Source organism: Amphritea sp. GJ51-11 (assembly GCF_055808735.1).
Genome location: NZ_CM147881.1, coordinates 643,259 through 660,741 on the forward strand (window position 1 = coordinate 643,259; position 17,483 = coordinate 660,741).

Annotated in this window: 18 protein-coding genes; 13 read left to right on the forward strand and 5 right to left on the reverse strand. The window is 48.5% G+C overall.

Translation table 11 applies throughout. The features are described 5' to 3' along the window. Window positions 1-32 precede the first annotated feature (32 nt). Window positions 33-890, reverse strand: coding sequence for a polyphosphate kinase 2 (ppk2, locus tag AC0L4K_RS02810; protein ID WP_473268099.1), 858 nt, complete (start codon window positions 888-890; stop codon window positions 33-35). A 43-nt stretch (window positions 891-933) separates the two neighbouring features. After that, complete coding sequence (locus AC0L4K_RS02815; RefSeq protein ID WP_417224715.1) at window positions 934-1,845, reverse strand: ketopantoate reductase family protein; 912 nt, start codon at window positions 1,843-1,845, stop codon at window positions 934-936. A gap of 118 nt (window positions 1,846-1,963) precedes the next feature. On the opposite strand from AC0L4K_RS02815, the gene AC0L4K_RS02820 reads away from it, so the two are divergent. The 3 genes from AC0L4K_RS02820 (at window position 1,964) to AC0L4K_RS02830 (ending at window position 4,998) form a co-directional block, all read left to right on the forward strand. Next, the gene (locus AC0L4K_RS02820) at window positions 1,964-2,446 is read left to right on the forward strand and encodes a YajQ family cyclic di-GMP-binding protein (protein WP_417224713.1); all 483 of its coding nucleotides are present in this window, start codon (window positions 1,964-1,966) and stop codon (window positions 2,444-2,446) included. Window positions 2,447-2,533: 87 nt separating this feature from the next. Further along, window positions 2,534-3,814 (forward strand): AmpG family muropeptide MFS transporter, encoded by a 1,281-nt coding sequence (locus AC0L4K_RS02825; RefSeq protein WP_473268101.1) that lies wholly within the window; start codon window positions 2,534-2,536, stop codon window positions 3,812-3,814. A gap of 179 nt (window positions 3,815-3,993) precedes the next feature. After that, complete coding sequence (locus AC0L4K_RS02830; RefSeq protein WP_473268102.1) at window positions 3,994-4,998, forward strand: adenosine deaminase; 1,005 nt, start codon at window positions 3,994-3,996, stop codon at window positions 4,996-4,998. A 20-nt stretch (window positions 4,999-5,018) separates the two neighbouring features. On the opposite strand, the gene AC0L4K_RS02835 is transcribed toward AC0L4K_RS02830, so the two are convergent. Then, a complete protein-coding gene (locus AC0L4K_RS02835; protein WP_473268104.1) occupies window positions 5,019-5,870 on the reverse strand; it encodes an alpha/beta fold hydrolase in 852 nt (283 codons plus the stop codon). Between the two features lie 199 nt (window positions 5,871-6,069). After that, window positions 6,070-6,831, reverse strand: a complete 762-nt coding sequence (locus tag AC0L4K_RS02840; protein WP_417224668.1) for an SDR family oxidoreductase — start codon at window positions 6,829-6,831, stop codon at window positions 6,070-6,072. Between the two features lie 486 nt (window positions 6,832-7,317). Here AC0L4K_RS02840 and AC0L4K_RS02845 point away from each other — a divergent pair, with 486 nt between their 5' ends. From AC0L4K_RS02845 to AC0L4K_RS02890, 10 genes are all read left to right on the forward strand, one after another. Beyond that, a complete protein-coding gene (locus AC0L4K_RS02845) occupies window positions 7,318-7,800 on the forward strand; it encodes an FxsA family protein (protein WP_417224666.1) in 483 nt (160 codons plus the stop codon). A 142-nt stretch (window positions 7,801-7,942) separates the two neighbouring features. Continuing rightward, the gene (locus AC0L4K_RS02850; protein WP_126158479.1) at window positions 7,943-8,236 is read left to right on the forward strand and encodes a co-chaperone GroES; all 294 of its coding nucleotides are present in this window, start codon (window positions 7,943-7,945) and stop codon (window positions 8,234-8,236) included. A 57-nt stretch (window positions 8,237-8,293) separates the two neighbouring features. Next, window positions 8,294-9,940: a chaperonin GroEL gene (gene groL, locus AC0L4K_RS02855; protein ID WP_473268105.1), complete on the forward strand. Its 1,647-nt coding sequence runs from the start codon at window positions 8,294-8,296 to the stop codon at window positions 9,938-9,940. Window positions 9,941-10,074: 134 nt separating this feature from the next. Then, on the forward strand, window positions 10,075-10,950 hold the full coding sequence (locus AC0L4K_RS02860) for a coiled-coil domain-containing protein (protein ID WP_417224662.1): 876 nt from the start codon (window positions 10,075-10,077) through the stop codon (window positions 10,948-10,950). A 30-nt stretch (window positions 10,951-10,980) separates the two neighbouring features. After that, complete coding sequence (locus tag AC0L4K_RS02865) at window positions 10,981-11,589, forward strand: glutathione S-transferase family protein (protein WP_473268106.1); 609 nt, start codon at window positions 10,981-10,983, stop codon at window positions 11,587-11,589. A gap of 100 nt (window positions 11,590-11,689) precedes the next feature. Continuing rightward, window positions 11,690-12,250, forward strand: coding sequence for an RNA 2',3'-cyclic phosphodiesterase (gene thpR / locus AC0L4K_RS02870; RefSeq protein ID WP_417224658.1), 561 nt, complete (start codon window positions 11,690-11,692; stop codon window positions 12,248-12,250). 37 nt (window positions 12,251-12,287) lie between these two features. Next, window positions 12,288-13,652: a prephenate-dependent tRNA uridine(34) hydroxylase TrhP gene (trhP, locus tag AC0L4K_RS02875; protein ID WP_473268107.1), complete on the forward strand. Its 1,365-nt coding sequence runs from the start codon at window positions 12,288-12,290 to the stop codon at window positions 13,650-13,652. A gap of 99 nt (window positions 13,653-13,751) precedes the next feature. Next, window positions 13,752-14,579 (forward strand): UbiA family prenyltransferase, encoded by an 828-nt coding sequence (locus tag AC0L4K_RS02880; protein ID WP_473268108.1) that lies wholly within the window; start codon window positions 13,752-13,754, stop codon window positions 14,577-14,579. A gap of 233 nt (window positions 14,580-14,812) precedes the next feature. Further along, window positions 14,813-16,318, forward strand: coding sequence for a fumarate hydratase (locus AC0L4K_RS02885; RefSeq protein WP_473268109.1), 1,506 nt, complete (start codon window positions 14,813-14,815; stop codon window positions 16,316-16,318). Window positions 16,319-16,483: 165 nt separating this feature from the next. After that, complete coding sequence (locus AC0L4K_RS02890; protein ID WP_417224651.1) at window positions 16,484-16,867, forward strand: c-type cytochrome; 384 nt, start codon at window positions 16,484-16,486, stop codon at window positions 16,865-16,867. 66 nt (window positions 16,868-16,933) lie between these two features. On the opposite strand, the gene AC0L4K_RS02895 is transcribed toward AC0L4K_RS02890, so the two are convergent. Then, window positions 16,934-17,263, reverse strand: a complete 330-nt coding sequence (locus AC0L4K_RS02895) for a hypothetical protein (protein WP_417224649.1) — start codon at window positions 17,261-17,263, stop codon at window positions 16,934-16,936. Between the last annotated feature and the right edge of the window lie 220 nt (window positions 17,264-17,483).

Consider the following 17,483-nt stretch of genomic DNA (forward strand, 5'->3'; position numbering starts at 1 on the left):
ATCAATGAATCAGGGTCATCTGACCCTCTTTTTTAATCAATCTCCGGGATATGTTTATGACTAAACTGGGGTGTGCGATCCATCGCATCGGCGACGATGTTACTGTCGGGTTTGAGGTCTTTTTTATCTTTTTTGTCCTTGTAGGGCAGGGCGTTAAGAACAATCTTCATAACGCTTAAACGGGCCCGTTTTTTATCATCAGACATGATGGTGGTCCAAGGGGCGTGCTCCGTATGGGTATAGTGATACATCGCCTCTTTCGCTTTGGTGTAATCTGCCCAGCGTTCAACGGAGGCGATATCCATAGGACTGAGTTTCCACTGCTTCAAAGGGTCTTCTCGGCGCTCTTCAAAACGACGAAACTGTTCCCGCTGGTTAACTGAGAACCAAAATTTAAATAGCCATACACCACTTTCAACCAGCATCTGTTCTAGCATCGGTGTGTGTTTGAGAAATAACTTATATTCCTCTTCGGTACAGAACTCCATGACTCGCTCAACACCTGCGCGGTTATACCAAGATCGGTCGAATAGGACGATTTCACCAGCGTTGGGAAGTTCTTGCATATAGCGCTGGTAATACCATTGGCCTTGTTCAACGCTAGAGGGTTTGTCGAGTGCGACGATACGGGCGCCCCGTGGATTCAGGTGTTCGGTGAACCGCTGAATCGCGCCACCCTTGCCAGCGGCATCGCGGCCTTCAAAAATGATAATCACTTTTTGGCCGGTTTTTTTAATCCAGTTCTGCATCTGTAGCAGTTCTATTTGTAACCTTTTCTTCTCTTTTTCATAATCTTCACGGGACATCTTTGTGTCGTAGGGGTAATCCTCCCCTAGGCCCAGTGATTGGCGTGTTTCAGATGCGCTCATATCCTGCTTTTTCTTGGCCATGCTAATATCCTTTGTAAATCCCGTTATGTTTAAAAAGCTGTGTTTAGTTTGCGGCGGCTTCGCTGAGGCCGCGAATGGCTTCCAATACAAGCTGGTTCGCTGGAACAGGGATGCTGGCCTGATCGGCAATAGCGCAGAAATAACCGGTAATGGTTTCAATCTCACTTGGCCGCTGATGGCTGATATCCTGCTGCATGGAGGAGTAGTTTTCCCCCGTTAATTCGGCCACATCCCAAGCTTGTTCCATCAACTTACGTTCAAATAGCGTGATTCCCAATGCATGGGCAACATCATCCACCTCTTTGCAGAGCTGGGCCATCGCGGCTCGCCGGTCGGTGTACTTGATTAATTCGCCGTTACGGCAGTTATACAGCGCAGTCAGGGGGTTAATGGCGCAATTAATGGCTAGTTTGCGCCATAGAACGCTCTGGATATCGGTCGCTAAGCTGAGTTGATCATCCGCGGCGGTCAGTGCTTGATAGAGTTGCTCGTTACCGGTGTCCGATAGACGACCTATCTGAGTGGCGCCGATACCGGCTCTGATCAGCTGCCAGGGGCGTTCAAAATAGGCACCGTCGGTAGTGCTGCCAGCCCATATTTCTAGCTGCGGATGGTTCGCGGCCAACTGCTGTTGTGGCCCCATGCCGTTGTGGAGCAATAGGATTCGGCTGCTATCACTCAGGCGTGACTGAATTGAGGCGAATGCGGCCGTGACAGCAAATGATTTTGTGGTGACCAGCAGGTGAGTGATAGATTCATCGTTATCCGCCAGTGCTGCCGGGGGATTGAAGTGTTCAGTGTTTGTCTCATCGGTGAGTGTAAAGCCACCTACTTGACGATAGTGCGCTAGTTTTTCAGGGGTATGCAGAATCAACGAGACTTGGTGGCCCGCCTTTTCTAGCTTGCTTGCCCAAAGTAACCCGATAGCGCCAGCGCCCAGAATATGCCAGTGCATAGGTCAGAATCCTGTACTGAATTGGGGTATGTGTCTGACCATCATAACGGTATGATAGGCAGGATCAAACGAATTTGCCGCCAGCGGAGCGGTCGCAGTATTTTAAGGAGTATTTTGGATGCCATCATTTGATATTGTTTCTGAACTGGATATGCATGAAGTGACGAATGCTGTCGACCAGGCGAATCGGGAACTGGGCACTCGCTATGATTTTAATAAAGTTGATGCCAAATTTGAACTCGCCGGTGAGGTGATTACCTTGCAGGCCGAAGTGGATTTCCAGTTGCAACAGATGATGGAAATTCTGCGCAACAAGCTGGTGGGACGTAAGATAGACACGAAGAGTCTGGATATCGGTGAGGCGCAAACGGTTAACATGCGTGCCCGCCAACTGGTTACGCTAAAGCAGGGACTCGATCAGCCGTTGAGTAAAAAAATTATCAAGATGATCAAAGATAAAAAACTGAAAGTACAGGCTCAGGTTCAGGGTGATCAGGTGCGGGTGACCGGCAAGAAGCGTGATGATCTGCAAGGTGTGATGGCGATGTTGCGAGAGGCTGATCTCGAGCTGCCGCTGCAATATACCAACTTCCGGGATTAATCTTTCCTATACACGGCAGCGTTCAGCTGCCGTTACTTTATATCGGCTAGGCTGACACAGGTTTAGACTTCATTCCAAGGATTTTAAGTGGACCCGGTAAACGCGACTGAGAACAAACAACACTGGTCGGATGCGGTTTTAAACCGTCGTACCCTGATCTGTATTTTTACCGGGTTTTCTTCCGGTATGCCTCTTTATGTATTGTTTCAATTACTGCCGGCCTATCTGCGTGCGGAAGGAGTTGGGCTGAAAGAGATCGGTTTATTTGCTTTGGTGACCTTCCCCTACACATGGAAGTTTATGTGGGCACCACTGATGGATCGGTATATTCCGCCTTTTCTTGGCCGTCGCCGGGGGTGGATGTTGTTGATGCAGTTGGCGTTGCTCGGCTCGATTGCCTGTTTGGGGCTGTTTGACCCGGGCATGTCGATCATGACTATTGCCTACCTCGCCACTGCTGTTGCTCTGTTCAGCGCCAGTCAGGATATTGTCTTGGATGCTTATCGCCGGGAGTTATTGCCGGAGCAGGAGTTAGGCTGGGGCAATTCGGTGCATGTGCAGGCTTATCGAATCTCAGGAATAGTACCAGGTGCTTTGGGGCTTATTCTCGCGGATATCATGCCCTGGAGTAGCGTTTTTATGATCGTCGCGGGCTTTATGATACTGGGTGTGTTGATGACTCTCATCGTCAAAGAGCCTATTACCGCCCCCCGGGCACCGAAAACCCTAAAAGAAGCGGTGGTCGAACCCTTTAATGAGTTTATTACTCGGTTGGGCTGGACCGGCGCACTGCAGATTCTCTGTTTTATGTTTCTATATAAGTTAGGCGACAATATGGCTACCGCGTTGTCGACGCCGTTTTATATTGATATGGGCTTCAGCCTGACGGAAATAGGGGTTATCGCCAAAGCATCAGCGTTATGGGCATCCGTGGTTGGGGGGATTCTTGGTGGCTTATGGATGATTAAGCTGGGTATCAACCGGGCACTGTGGATTTTTGGGGTTGTTCAGGTTGTGACGATTCTTGGTTTTGCACTGCTGGCCGAATTAGGTCCGGATAAATTGGTACTCGCGGTGGTGATTAGCTTTGAGTATCTCGGTGTGGGCCTCGGCACGGCGGCGTTTACCGCGTTTATCGCTCGTACGACCAGTATCACCTTTGCGGCCACCCAATTTGCGCTGTTTACCGCGTTAGCCGCCTTACCTCGTACGTTTGTAAATGCCCTGACGGGTTATATTGTCGATGCTGTTGGTTGGAATATGTTCTTTTATCTCTGTGCGTTGTTGGCGATACCGGGGATGCTGTTATTACTCAAAGTTGCACCTTGGCATGAAGTTACAGCGAAACCGAATAGCGTACCGGAATAAACTGAAAGCAACGTATTAAAGTGCGACTATTATTGAAAAGCGACCAAGTTTAATTTTTACTTTGATTATAAGTTGACAGTTATATGCGTCCTCAAGATCGCGTAACACGAATAAGATAGAGTTTGAAAAGCACTTAACACTCCGTTGTTAAGTGCTGAGACAAGCCAAGGGAGTGATGGATGGATCAGTTTTTGAATGCCTTACCCAAGGCTGAGTTACACCTTCATCTAGAAGGTTCATTAGAGCCTGAGTTGATGTTCGCACTGGCAGAGCGTAACGGTATTGCATTGCCATACTCATCAGTCGAACAGCTAAGTAACGCCTATAATTTTGGCAACCTGCAGGATTTTCTTGATCTCTATTATCAAGGGGCTGCAGTGCTACAAACCGAGCAAGATTTCTATGATCTAACCTGGGCCTATATTCAGCAATGTCAGGCGCAGCATGTTATCCATATTGAACCGTTTTTTGATCCCCAAACTCACACCGCTAGAGGCATTGCGTTTGACGCGGTGATTAACGGTATCAGCCGGGCTCTAGAGGACGCTGAGCGTGAGTATGGTATTAGTTATGGTTTGATTATGTGTTTTCTCCGCCATCTGAGCGAAGCAGATGCGTTTGAGACGCTGCAGCAGGCAACCCCTTTTCTGGATAAGATCATCGCGGTTGGTTTGGATAGTTCGGAGCTTGGCCATCCGCCGGCTAAGTTTGCCCGAGTGTTTGCCAAGGCGCGTGAGCTGGGATTACTGGCGGTTGCCCATGCTGGCGAAGAAGGCCCGGCACAGAATGTTATTGATGCTCTGGATATACTTAAAGTAGACCGTATTGATCATGGTGTCCGAGCGATTGATGATACCGCCTTGATGCAGCGTTTAGCCGAGGAAGATATTGCATTGACCGTTTGTCCATTGTCGAATACTCGGCTGCGAGTTTTTGACGATATGGGCGAACACAATATCCTGCAGATGCTAGCGCAGGGCGTTAAGGTCACCGTTAATTCTGATGACCCTGCCTATTTTGGTGGCTATCTCACCGAGAACTTCATGGCCCTCGAAAAAAGCTTAGGTATGACCCGTGAGCAAGCGATACAGCTAGCGCGTAATAGTTTTGAATATAGTTTTGCCACACCTGAGCGAAAGGTCGAACTGCTTGAGCGTTTAGAACGTTTTTCGACGGCCAAGTGACTATGCCGTCGGGGTACGCTTTAAGCTGTCGCTGTTAATAAAAAACCTAAGATAGCGTCTCTGTCCCGAATCAGGTGACGAGCTTCTGGTTGGTAAATCACCTGAATATCGGGGAGGTTCGCTTCTAACCGTGTTTGAGTGACTGCAGAATTGAGTAGTACGTCTTTACCCGCAACGATCGCCAGCGTCGGGGCTTTGATGGTTTGTAGGGCTTGATCATTAAAGATAGGTAGCTTATCCATACGGGGGATAACATGTTGGCTGATCAGCGTAAAATACTGCTGAAATTTCAGCGTTGTCGCCGATGGGTTTTTCTCTTCAGGGCCGAAGATCATCTCATGTACTTTCCGTTTGCCCCATTTGCCCAGCAACATCAGTGGTAGGGCTTTGAGAAGAAATTTCCGTTGTGGGCCAACGCCGCCGGGCACTAACAGGGCGAGTCGATTGACGTTTTCTGGTCGGCGATTAGCGTAGTCCAGTGCCAGCCAGCCACCGAGTGATTCACCCACGATGGCAACATTAGACAACGATAACCCTTGCATCACCTCATCTAACCATAAAGCGTAAGCATCACCGGCCATAGGTAGACGAACCTGTGCGCTTAAGCCTGGCTCGCCAATCATATCGATCGCATAGATGCGAAAATGCTTCGACCATTCCTCTATATTCGGTAACCAAGCGGTGGCGTTAGACATTGCCCCGTGCAGGAGCAATAGCGGCGGCAGTATCGCGTCACCACAGGCCAACACATGGGTATCCCCGTGGTGGGTTGGCAAGGTTAGCGATTCAAAAGCAACCGGCCAGAGTTTAAGCACCTCGTTATAGCATTGTTTGACCGCGTGCTCACCGTCGGTTGATTTGTATATTGTCATGGTTGGTCTCTACTGATATCAAATGCGTTTAAGTTGCAGCTTACAGGGTAATGATATGGGTTACTGTAAAAAGTCATCGGGTATTTTCAATACTCGAAAATATCAGGGGCTGAATTGATTACGTGTAGAATGGGGAGAGGCTATCAAAGAAAAAGCCAGCATCGCTGCTGGCTTTTGTTAACGCAGTATACGGCGTCTATTAGAGACGTAGTGCGCCGTCAACCTCGATGCAACGACCGTTTACATAGTCGTTCTGCAGGATGAAGGCAACGGTATTAGCGATCTCTTGTGGCTTACCTAGACGTTTAGCTGGGATAGTCGATTCGACTTTTGCCAGTGCTTCAGGTTTCATGCTCAATACCATTTCGGTACCGATAAAGCCTGGTGCAATAGAAGCCGCACGGATGCCGTAGCGGGCCAGTTCTTTTGCCCAAGTAACAGCCATCGCTTGTACACCGGCTTTAGTAGCCGTGTAGTTCGTCTGGCCCATGTTGCCGTGGCGTGAGATAGATGAGATGTTGATGATGCAGCCTTCGTTACCCAGTTCAATCATCTTGATTGCGGCTTCACGACCACACAGGAATGTACCGGTCAGGTTAACATCCATTACGAGGTTCCAGTTGTCCAAGCTCATTTTGCTGACAACTTTACCTTCTTTAACCTTGATAAACAGGCCATCACGGGTGATACCCGCATTGTTTACCAGTCCATTGATAGCACCAAAGTCGGCGGCAACATCATTGAACAGTTTAACAACAGAATCTTCGTCAGATACGTTGGCAATATAGCCTCGAGCTTCTACACCGAACTCCATGCACAGACCAATAGTTTCATCTAGACCTTCCTGATCGAGATCGGCGAGGGCAAGTTTTGCGCCTTTTTCTGCGAGTTCCAGTGCCATTGCACGACCCAGACCGCGGCCGCCGCCGGTAATAACAATTACTTTATCTTTCAGTTCCATCAGTTTTACTACCTTATCTTCTATATTTTATTTTCTTTTTTATTATGGCTATTTTGTGCGATGCAAAATGCTTTGGTAAGAACTTATAACGCTTCTGCAAAAAAGTCTACTGATTAAACGGTCAATTGCTTAAAGTGCATAATAAACAATGACTTGTGATGTTAATTTATTGTCCTTTTTTGCCGATTTGTCAGCTTGACAAGTTGTAAAGTATGCAGGTTTAGGTGCGTTTTGATATAGTTTTTTAGTCGTAATGCTGCGAATGCGATTGGTTTTTATGGGGTTGAAAAAACCACAAGAGTCCCTAACTATATTGAATGTTCAGTGTTTTTTCTGATTGCCCTATATGTTGTGCAAAATTTCTATCGGGGCTATTTATTTATCTGTGATGGGCTGTTGAGGGATCGTGGAAAGTAAGTTCAAGATGTCCTCAAGGGGATAAGGCTTACTTTTCTTTTCTCTTAGCGGACACAGGATTGGAGCATTATGCGCTTTCTTCTACTGCTTTTTATTATTATCCCGGTGATTGAAATCACGGTGCTGATTAATGTCGGTCAGGCGATCGGAGCCTGGTATACGGTTGGCTTGGTGTTGTTGTCTGCGTTTATCGGGGTAAACATGCTGCGCTATCAGGGGTTGTCTACGCTCGCTCGGGCGCAGGAACGGATGAATACTGGGCAGGTACCCGGTAATGAAATGGTTGAAGGGATTGTGCTGGCGGTGGGTGGGGCTTTATTGCTGACACCGGGGTTTGTTACCGACGTGATTGGCTTTTTGTGTTTGATTCCCTTCACCCGTCAGTGGCTTGTGCGTCAGGCCATGAGTCGTTTTACCATTGTGGCGATGTCGCACCGGCAGGAAAATCCTGACATGGGCGATTCACTGCACCATCGTCAGTATCCGCCACATCATTCGGATGCGGGTAAGCCCGGCGATATTATTGATGGTGATTTTCGTCGCGAAGACTAAAAATATTTTTACTCTGGGTGTTGAAATGTCTTTTGGCGCCCCCACTTAGTGTGTCATCCAAGGATTTGTAGCAACGCTTTGTTGCTGCACTTTATAAAACAAAACTGACTTTTTTTGATCAACGGATCAGGAGAGAGATTCAATGAAAATTCGTCCGCTTCACGACCGTGTGGTTGTTCGCCGTAAAGAAGAAGAAGCAACTACTGCCAGTGGTATTGTGCTGCCAGGTTCTGCTGCTGAAAAGCCTAACCAGGGTGAAGTTCTTGCTGTAGGGACTGGTCGTATTACCAGTACCGGTGAGATCCAGGCTCTGGATGTTAAGGTTGGCGACACTGTGCTGTTTGGTCAGTACGCAGGTTCTAACACCGTTAAAGTTGATGGTGAAGAACTGCTGATCATGAACGAAAGCGATATTTACGGTGTACTGGAAAGCTGAGTTAAAGCTTCTGGTAAGAATTTCTAATTGAATTTTTTAGACACAGGATTTTTAAAAATGGCTAAAGAAGTACTGTTTGGTAACGATGCTCGCGTACGTATGCTAGCGGGTGTAAACATTCTGGCTGATGCAGTTAAAACCACATTAGGACCTAAAGGTCGTAACGTTGTTTTGGACAAAGCATTCGGCGCTCCTACTGTCACTAAAGACGGCGTATCTGTTGCGAAAGAGATCGAGCTGAAAGATAAGTTCGAAAACATGGGCGCACAGATGGTTAAGGAAGTTGCTTCCCAGGCCAACGATGTTGCCGGTGACGGCACCACCACTGCAACCGTACTGGCTCAGGCTATTGTTAACGAAGGCCTGAAGTCTGTTGCTGCTGGCATGAACCCAATGGATCTGAAGCGCGGCATCGATAAAGCGTCCGCTGCGGTAGTTGAGCAGCTGCGACTGATGTCTGTTCCTTGTGCTGATGGTAAAGCGATCGCTCAGGTCGGTACTATCTCTGCTAACTCTGACGCCCACGTGGGTGACATCATCGCTGAAGCGATGGAAAAAGTTGGTAAAGAAGGTGTTATTACCGTTGAAGAAGGTTCCGGTCTGGAAAACGAACTGGACGTCGTTGAAGGTATGCAGTTCGATCGTGGCTACCTGTCTCCTTACTTCATCAACAACCAAGAAAGCATGAGTGTTGAGCTGGAAAGCCCATACATGCTGATTGTTGATAAAAAAGTATCTAACATCCGTGACCTGCTGCCGATTCTGGAGCAAGTGGCTAAAACTTCTCGTCCGCTGCTGATTATTGCTGAAGATGTTGAAGGCGAAGCGTTGGCAACACTGGTTGTTAACAACATGCGCGGTATCGTTAAAGTAGCTGCGGTTAAAGCGCCTGGTTTCGGCGATCGTCGTAAAGCGATGCTGGAAGATATTGCTATCTTGACCGGCGGTACTGTGATCTCTGAAGAGGTTGGTCTGAGTCTGGATACTGCAACGCTTGAGCAACTGGGTCAGGCTAAGCGCGTCACAATCACTAAAGAAAGCACCACTGTTGTTGACGGTGTTGGCGATCATGCTGGCATTGAAGCGCGTGTTTCTCAAATTCGTGCGCAGATGGAAGAAACATCTTCTGACTACGACCGTGAAAAACTGCAAGAGCGTGTGGCCAAATTGGCCGGCGGTGTTGCTGTCATCAAAGTCGGTGCTGCTACCGAAGTTGAGATGAAAGAGAAGAAAGCTCGCGTTGAAGATGCGCTGCATGCAACTCGTGCTGCCGTTGAAGAAGGCGTAGTACCTGGGGGCGGTGTTGCACTGATCCGCGCAATGGACAATGTTGGCGCGCTGCAAGGCGACAACCATGATCAGACTGTTGGTATCGAGCTAGCTTTCCGTGCTCTCGAAGCGCCACTGCGTCAGATCGTTGGTAACGCGGGTGAAGAAGGTTCAGTGATCGTTGCTAACATTCGTGAAAAAGGTACAGGTAACTTCGGTTACAATGCTGCTACCGGTGAATACGGCGATATGATCGAGATGGGTATTCTTGATCCAGCTAAAGTAACTCGTTCTGCACTGCAAGCTGCAGCATCCGTTGCTGGTCTGATGATTACCACTGAAGCGATGATTGCTGATGAGCCATCTGAAGGCGGCGCTGGTATGCCTGATATGGGCGGCATGGGCGGCATGGGTGGTATGGGCGGAATGATGTAATTTTCCCCCACTTAAGCCTCGCTTAGAAGAAAGCCCCGTGTTCTGCACGGGGCTTTTCTTTTGGCAAAAAAACGGCTGAATAGTGTAATATCGACAGATCTGAACTGAAAAATTGGTCTTATAGAGAGTTTTACATGCGTGATCAGGATAAAGATCTGGAGTTACCGAGTTTTGGTCCGGCGGAGCGAGAACTGAATATCAACCCGGGCGTTCATCCGGCGGCATCGCCGCAGCATCGTGAGACAAAAGGGTCGGGGGCTCTGGGCTATTTTATTATGTTGCTGCTCGTGATCGCGGTAGGTGGGCTAGGATACTGGAGCTTTCTGCAGCATCAACAGTTGTTGGCACTTGAGGCTGAACGGGTCAGCGTTGATCAAAAAATAGTCGAACTACAGAAGTTATTTTTGGTGGCGGGTAATAGCGCGGCGCAAACCGGTGAAACCTTACAGAGTCAGGTGGAGAAACAAGCCACGACGACACAGCAGAAATTTACTCAACTGACGGGTGATGTTGCGAAGACACAGGATGAGATCGCCAAGTTGTGGGTGATTGCTCATCAACGTAATACCCCCAAAATTGCCGAATTAGAGACCCAGCTTAAGGCCGCGTTGACTCAGGTTGAGACGCAAACTAAAGCGGTCAGCGATACGGCTGCGCATCTGGCTAAGTTAGATAAACAGTTGAAGGCGGTTGAGGCGAAAGAGAGTGATAATCAGAAGCAGGTTGCGGCTATCAAGCAGAGCGTCGCTTCATTGAGTACCGAGTTTCAGATACTGTCAGAGTCGCTCGAGCGTCAGCAGGCCGAGCAGGGCAAGAGTTTATCCGCTTTGGCTCAACAGGTTAGTGGGTTGAAGAGCAATCAAGGCAGTGCGGCTGGGCTTGAACGACGGGTCCGGATAAATGAGCAAGCGGTTAAAGCGATCGATGGTTCGCGTTTACAGTTGAATAATGAGTTACTGCAGATCCGCCAGAAACTGAATAACTTACAGTTGAAGGTTGAGAAACTGTAAGTCTTGCACCGCTAAGCATAGGAAAAAGTGATGATTAAAGTTTACGGGGGTGTTTATTCCCGCGCCTGCATGGTGATGTGCACACTCGAGACGTTAGGGCTGGAGTATGAGCATATCGCCATGATGCCGCGCAGCGAGCCAACCCAGAGTGCCGATTACCTTGCATTAAACCCCACTGGAAAGCTGCCAACCTTAGTCGATGGCGATTTGGTTCTGTGGGAAAGCCAGGCGATTTTGTTTTATTTAGCGCGTAAATATGGCGCGGGTTTGTTGTGGGTTGATACCCTAGAACAGGAAGCCGACCTTTATCGCTGGAGTCTTTATATTAGCAACCAGCTTGAAGTGCCGGCATTAGCGTTATTGTTGGCGGTGAAGTATGCCCAAGGCGAACCCGATCAGCAGGTGATTGATGCTCAGGCAGTGTTACTTAAACGATTTTTACCCACCTTAGAAAGCCATCTGCAGGGCAAAGATTACCTTGTTGGCGATAAACTGACGGTGGCCGACTTTCATGGTGCGGCGGTATTGGCGTGGCCAAAGATGGCAGGATTTGATTATTCGGCGTATCCTGCGGTGGTTCGTTGGATTGAACACATACAGGGATTACCCGTACAACAAAAAGTGATGCAACGCGCCTAAGTTAAAAAATGCCGTTTTTTTATACAGGTTAGTGATTGCGATCCCGATGTTGTAAGGGCAAAATAGTCAGTCATTTTTTGACGAGGAAGACAGCGCTTTAATGGAAATTCGTGCATTTTTTGCGCTGGCCCTGCCGGGTTCTGTGGCTCGATGGTTGGCAGATTACGCTGATACCCTGTGTCAGTATGACAAGCAGATTGAAGTAAATTGGGTCGATGCGGAGTTTTATCATCTGACGCTTTGTTTCCTCGGTGAGATCTCATTAGTGCAGATCGATCAGTTGGAAGGCATCGCCCGGAGTAAATTAGCCGAGGTGCGTTCATTTCAGGTGCATATCGATACTGCCGGCTATTACGCGGTGAGCCAGCAGCTCTCGGTGATTGCTGCGATGGGCGAGGAAGATGAAGAACTGAATAGTCTGAACCGAGCGATGATGGAGATCGCTTTGGAAGCGGGTATTGAGTTTAAAGAGGAAGATTTTAAGCCACATATCACTCTTGGACGCTTACCCGCTAAAAATAAGTTTGTACCGCCACCAGAGTGGCCGTCATTGGATCTTTTTAGTCTGGCTGATTCGGTGATCCTGTTTCAGAGTAGACCGGGCGAACGGGGCTCTATTTATACGCCGCTGTTTGAAATTCCCCTGCAGGACATGGCCTAAGCCAGCTGCAAAATCTAAATTATCAACGTAGTGAATCATGTTTAAACCAGAACTCCTCTCGCCAGCAGGAACGCTGCGCAATATGAAGTATGCCTTTGCTTACGGCGCCGACGCGGTTTATGCCGGTCAGCCTCGTTATAGTCTGCGGGTGCGTAATAACGATTTTAATCTGGATAACCTGCGTGAGGGGATTGAAATCGCTCACGGGCAGGGTAAAAAACTGTATGTGGCCAGTAACATTATGCCCCATAACAGTAAGTTGAAAACCTACATTGATGATCTGCGCCCGGTGATAGAGATGGGACCGGATGCATTGATTATGTCTGATCCCGGTTTGATTTTGATGGTCAAAGAGCAATGGCCGGATGTGCCTATCCATCTGTCTGTGCAGAGTAATACCATGAACTGGGCCAGTGTTAAGTTTTGGCATCAGGCGGGTATTGAACGGATTATTATGTCCCGTGAACTATCCCTCGATGAGATTGCTGAGATTCGCGAGAAGTGTCCTGAGATCGAACTGGAAGTATTTGTTCACGGTTCACTCTGTATTGCCTATTCTGGCCGCTGTTTGTTATCCGGTTATATCAATCATCGTGATCCAAACCAAGGTACCTGCACGAACTCCTGTCGCTGGAAATACGATGCACATGAAGCCACCCAAGGCGATAATGGCGATTTGATCCCGGTGCAGAATTTTGATCCGAACGAAGCGCCAGTACAGCCGGCGCTGGGTGAAGGTGAACCGACCAACAAAATGTACCTGCTGCAGGAAGAAACTCGTCCCGGTGAGTTTATGCCTGCGTTTGAAGATGAACACGGCACCTATATCATGAACTCGAAAGACCTGCGGGCAATTCAGCATGTCCACAGACTGACGGAGATGGGGATACACTCGCTTAAAATCGAAGGACGGACTAAGTCCCATTATTATGTGGCGCGTACCGCGCAGGCCTACCGTAAGGCGATTGATGATGCCGTTGCGGGCCGTCCGTTTGATATGGGCTTGATGGATACCTTAGAGAACCTAGCGAACCGGGGTTATACCGAAGGCTTTTATCGTCGCCATGTGCACGATGAATATCAGAACTATGAAACCGGCAACTCCGTGGGTGTGCACCAGCAGTTTGTTGGTGAGGTGATTGGTCAAGATAAGCAAAAGGGTACGCTGGATATCGAAGTGAAGAACCGCTTTATGGTGGGTGACACACTGGAATTGATGACCCCCTCGGGTAATCGCAAATTCAAATTGGAACACCTCGAAAACCTTAAGGGTGAAGTGCGGGATTGCGCGCCGGGTTCTGGCCATAAAGTGCGTTTGCCCTTGGATATCGATGTCGATCTGGAGTATGCATTGTTAATGCGGGATCTACCGAATGCACCTAAGTTTGAAAGTGGTCAGTAAATAACGGCACCGCGATATGAAAAGGTATCTAGAGATACCTTTTTTTTACATTATTTTTTATAGCATTGATGATCGTTTATTCGAGTACGGTTGGGGTTGATGAAATACGATAAGTACTCACTGGGTCGAGCATTGCGCCCTTTTTCTTTTTCGGTGGCACTGATTACTTGTTTAGTCGGTATTGTGAGTGCGGCGGATACCGCTGGATTTAGTTTTCCGGTGGCCTCTCTTATTCTTTTAGGGGCATTGTTGCTGCAAGCCTCCGTTAACCTGATTAATGATCATGCTGATCTGCAGTACCTGACGGATAGGGTTGTGCGCGCAAAGATCGTGCGCAATTTTAGGCTAGGATTAGGCTGTCTACTAGTGGCGGCTGCGGTGGGCATCTATCTGATTAGTTATGCGGGGCTGGGCTTATTAGCGTTGCTCTTGGTTGGTTTAGCGGGAGCGCTGGGCTATACCGTCGAGCCGATTAACTTTAAGCGCCGCGGACTGGCGGTGGTGTTAGTGTTTTGGCTGATGGGTGTGCTGATGGTGTGCGGCAGTTACTATATTCTCGCCGGTGAGATCAATTGGCTGATCTTTTGGCGTTCGGTGCCGGTCAGCTTGATCAGTTCGCTGTTGTTGCTGGCCAATGAGATCCGGGATGTCATCAGTGATGAGCAAGAGGGTATTCGTACTTTAACGGTTCGATTGGGCCTGCACCGTGCGCGAGTGTTATATCTGACGTTGCTGGCGAGTGTGATGGTTATCGCGACTGTGCTCTGGAGCTTGGGGGCGATATCGGGTTTCTGGTGGTTGGCGAGTTTACCGATGATCTGGCTATTATATAAACAGCAACAAGATGATGCCGGTCGAGCTTCCCTACCTCCGGCCAGCGGACGGTTTTTTATGCTATTTGGATTGTTGTATTGCCTGAGTCTGTAAACCGCACGATTTTGTCAATTCGGTAGGTTTGCTGTGCGCTGTTTTATACTAAGGCCGGGCACCGCCTGTGGATTAAATTAGTGTATAATTCCGCAGCAACTTTATAGAACGATGTACAGAACAACGAATAAAAAGCTGGTGTTTAGTGTTATCCACCGACTTTACTCAACACTGTTAAGGGTTACGCAGAGAGCCCTCAACCTCGACAAGAGCCTGAAATTGCGGAGTCAATAATGAGCGTAATTCGCCAAGACGATTTCATCAGTAGCATTGCAGATTCGCTGCAGTTTATCTCCTACTACCACCCGATTGATTTTATTCAAGGCGTGCATGAAGCCTATCTGAAGGAACAGAACCCAGCGGCGAAAGACGCGATGGCTCAAATCCTGATTAACTCCCGTATGTGTGCCGAAGGCAAACGTCCTATCTGTCAGGATACCGGTATTGTGACGGTGTTCCTGAAAGTCGGCATGAACGTGACCTGGGACGCGCAGATGAACGTTACCGATATGGTTAACGAAGGTGTTCGTCGTGCTTACACGCATCCAGATAACGTACTGCGTGCCTCTATTTTGGCCGATCCTGCCGGTAAGCGTCAGAATACTAAAGACAACACGCCAGCGGTGATTCATTACGAAATCGTTGAAGGTGATGAAGTTGAAGTGCATGTGGCAGCGAAAGGCGGCGGTTCGGAAAACAAATCTAAGATGGTGATGCTGAACCCATCGGACAGTATTGTTGATTGGATCGTGAAAACTGTACCTACCATGGGCGCTGGCTGGTGTCCGCCGGGCATGCTGGGTATTGGTATTGGCGGCACCGCTGAAAAAGCGGCGGTGATGGCGAAAGAATCTCTGATGGATCCTATCGATATCCATGAGCTGCGTGAACGTGGCCCGCAAAACCGTGTCGAAGAGCTACGTTTGGAAATCATGGATGCCGTTAACGGCCTCGGTATTGGTGCTCAAGGACTCGGTGGTCTGACAACCGTATTGGATGTGAAGATCATGGATTATCCAACCCACGCGGCATCATTACCGGTGTGTATGATCCCGAACTGTGCGGCGACTCGTCATACGCACTTTAAACTCAACGGCGATGGCCCAGCGGTACTCACGCCACCAAGCCTTGATCAATGGCCTGAAGTGACCTTCGAAGTGGGTTCTAACACCCGTCGCGTCGATCTTGATACCGTGACGCCTGAAGATGTCTTGAGTTGGGAGCCCGGTGAAACGGTGCTGTTGAACGGTAAAATGCTGACCGGCCGTGATGCTGCGCATAAGCGTATGGTCGAGATGCTTAACAACGGTGAAACTCTGCCGGTTGATCTGAAAGGCCGCTTTATCTATTACGTGGGTCCTGTTGACCCCGTACGTGACGAAATTGTAGGGCCTGCAGGTCCGACAACGGCGACGCGGATGGATAAATTCACTCGTCAGATTATCGAAAGCACTGGGCTGCTGGGTATGATTGGTAAATCCGAGCGTGGTCCGGTGGCTATTGATGCTATTCGTGATAACAAAGCGGTTTATCTGATGGCCGTTGGCGGTGCTGCTTATTTGGTGTCTAAAGCGATCACCAGTGCTAAGGTGCTGGCATTCCCTGAGATGGGTATGGAAGCGATCTATGAGTTCGAAGTGAAAGATATGCCGGTTACTGTCGCTGTAGACTCGAACGGTATTTCGGTTCACAACACAGGCCCTGCTAAGTGGAAGAAGATCATCGCCGAACAGGTCTGATCTTTAATCTGCATGATGAAACGCGGCTTCGGCCGCGTTTTTTGTATCTGTCAGGTGGCAAAGTAGGCCGTTAGTCGCTAAAAAAGGGCACACAAGTAGTAGGTTATTACGGGCTCTCCAATCGTATAATTTTCAGACCCGTATAAATTACGATGAGAGTACCTGATGATGAAGAAAGTAATACTTAAGTTGCTATCTGCCGCCGCTATGGCCGGTGTGATGGTCTCTTCTGTGCAGGCAGATGAAGCGGCAATGGCTGCTGCCGGTGCAGAGGTTTTTAAACGCTGTCAGGCTTGTCACTCTGCTGACAGTAGCAAGAATGCTTTTGGCCCGAGCTTGACCGGCGTGGTAGGTAGACAGGCAGCATCGTTGCCCCGTTTTGCTTACTCAGAAGCGTTGCAAAAGTCTGGTATCACCTGGACCGAAAGCAATCTGCGACAGTGGGTGGCTGACAATACAAAATTGGTACCGGGCACACGCATGCGGCATGTGTCTATTACCGATCTGGCCGAGCAGGATTATCTGATCGCCTATCTGAAGACGTTATAGTCATCAGTACAGCGGGAGCGATTCCCGCTGTTTTTTATCATTTAAATCGATCCGTTTCGGTACGTGTTAGGCGCACTTGGTCGATTGGCTCAGGCGGTTTTTTATCGCCATATAACGTGGCATCGGGCCGACATCTTCGTACACGGGATCACCTTCCTCCATTCGTATAATTTTAGTACCCGCCCGGTATGGCATCTTTTCTTCGGCATCGAGTAACACTGTGTGTAGTAGCTCGGCAACCAGTTCTTCTTCAGATAGGTGAAACAGCTCAGCTAAGGCCTGTACTTTAAGTTTGTCCTCTTCGTTGATTGCAAAATTACAATCAACTCGTTTACGCTTTTCAGTCGATTGTTCTTCCAATGTATTGAGAAGATTGGCCACATGGTTATTGGGCATAGTCTGGTTCCCCTGTTAATACTGTCCTATATACCATAGTTGACAGAAATAGTTGGGTAAATGCTGAATTCAAAAATCAACGTATTACCGGTATTGGTTGTCATTACTATATAGCGGCATTATGACTTTAAACTGAATATGCGATGGGTCGAAAACGGCAAGCGGCTGAAGTTCGAGTGCTAGATTCGACTGATAATCTGACTTAGGTGTTGTCGTTGAT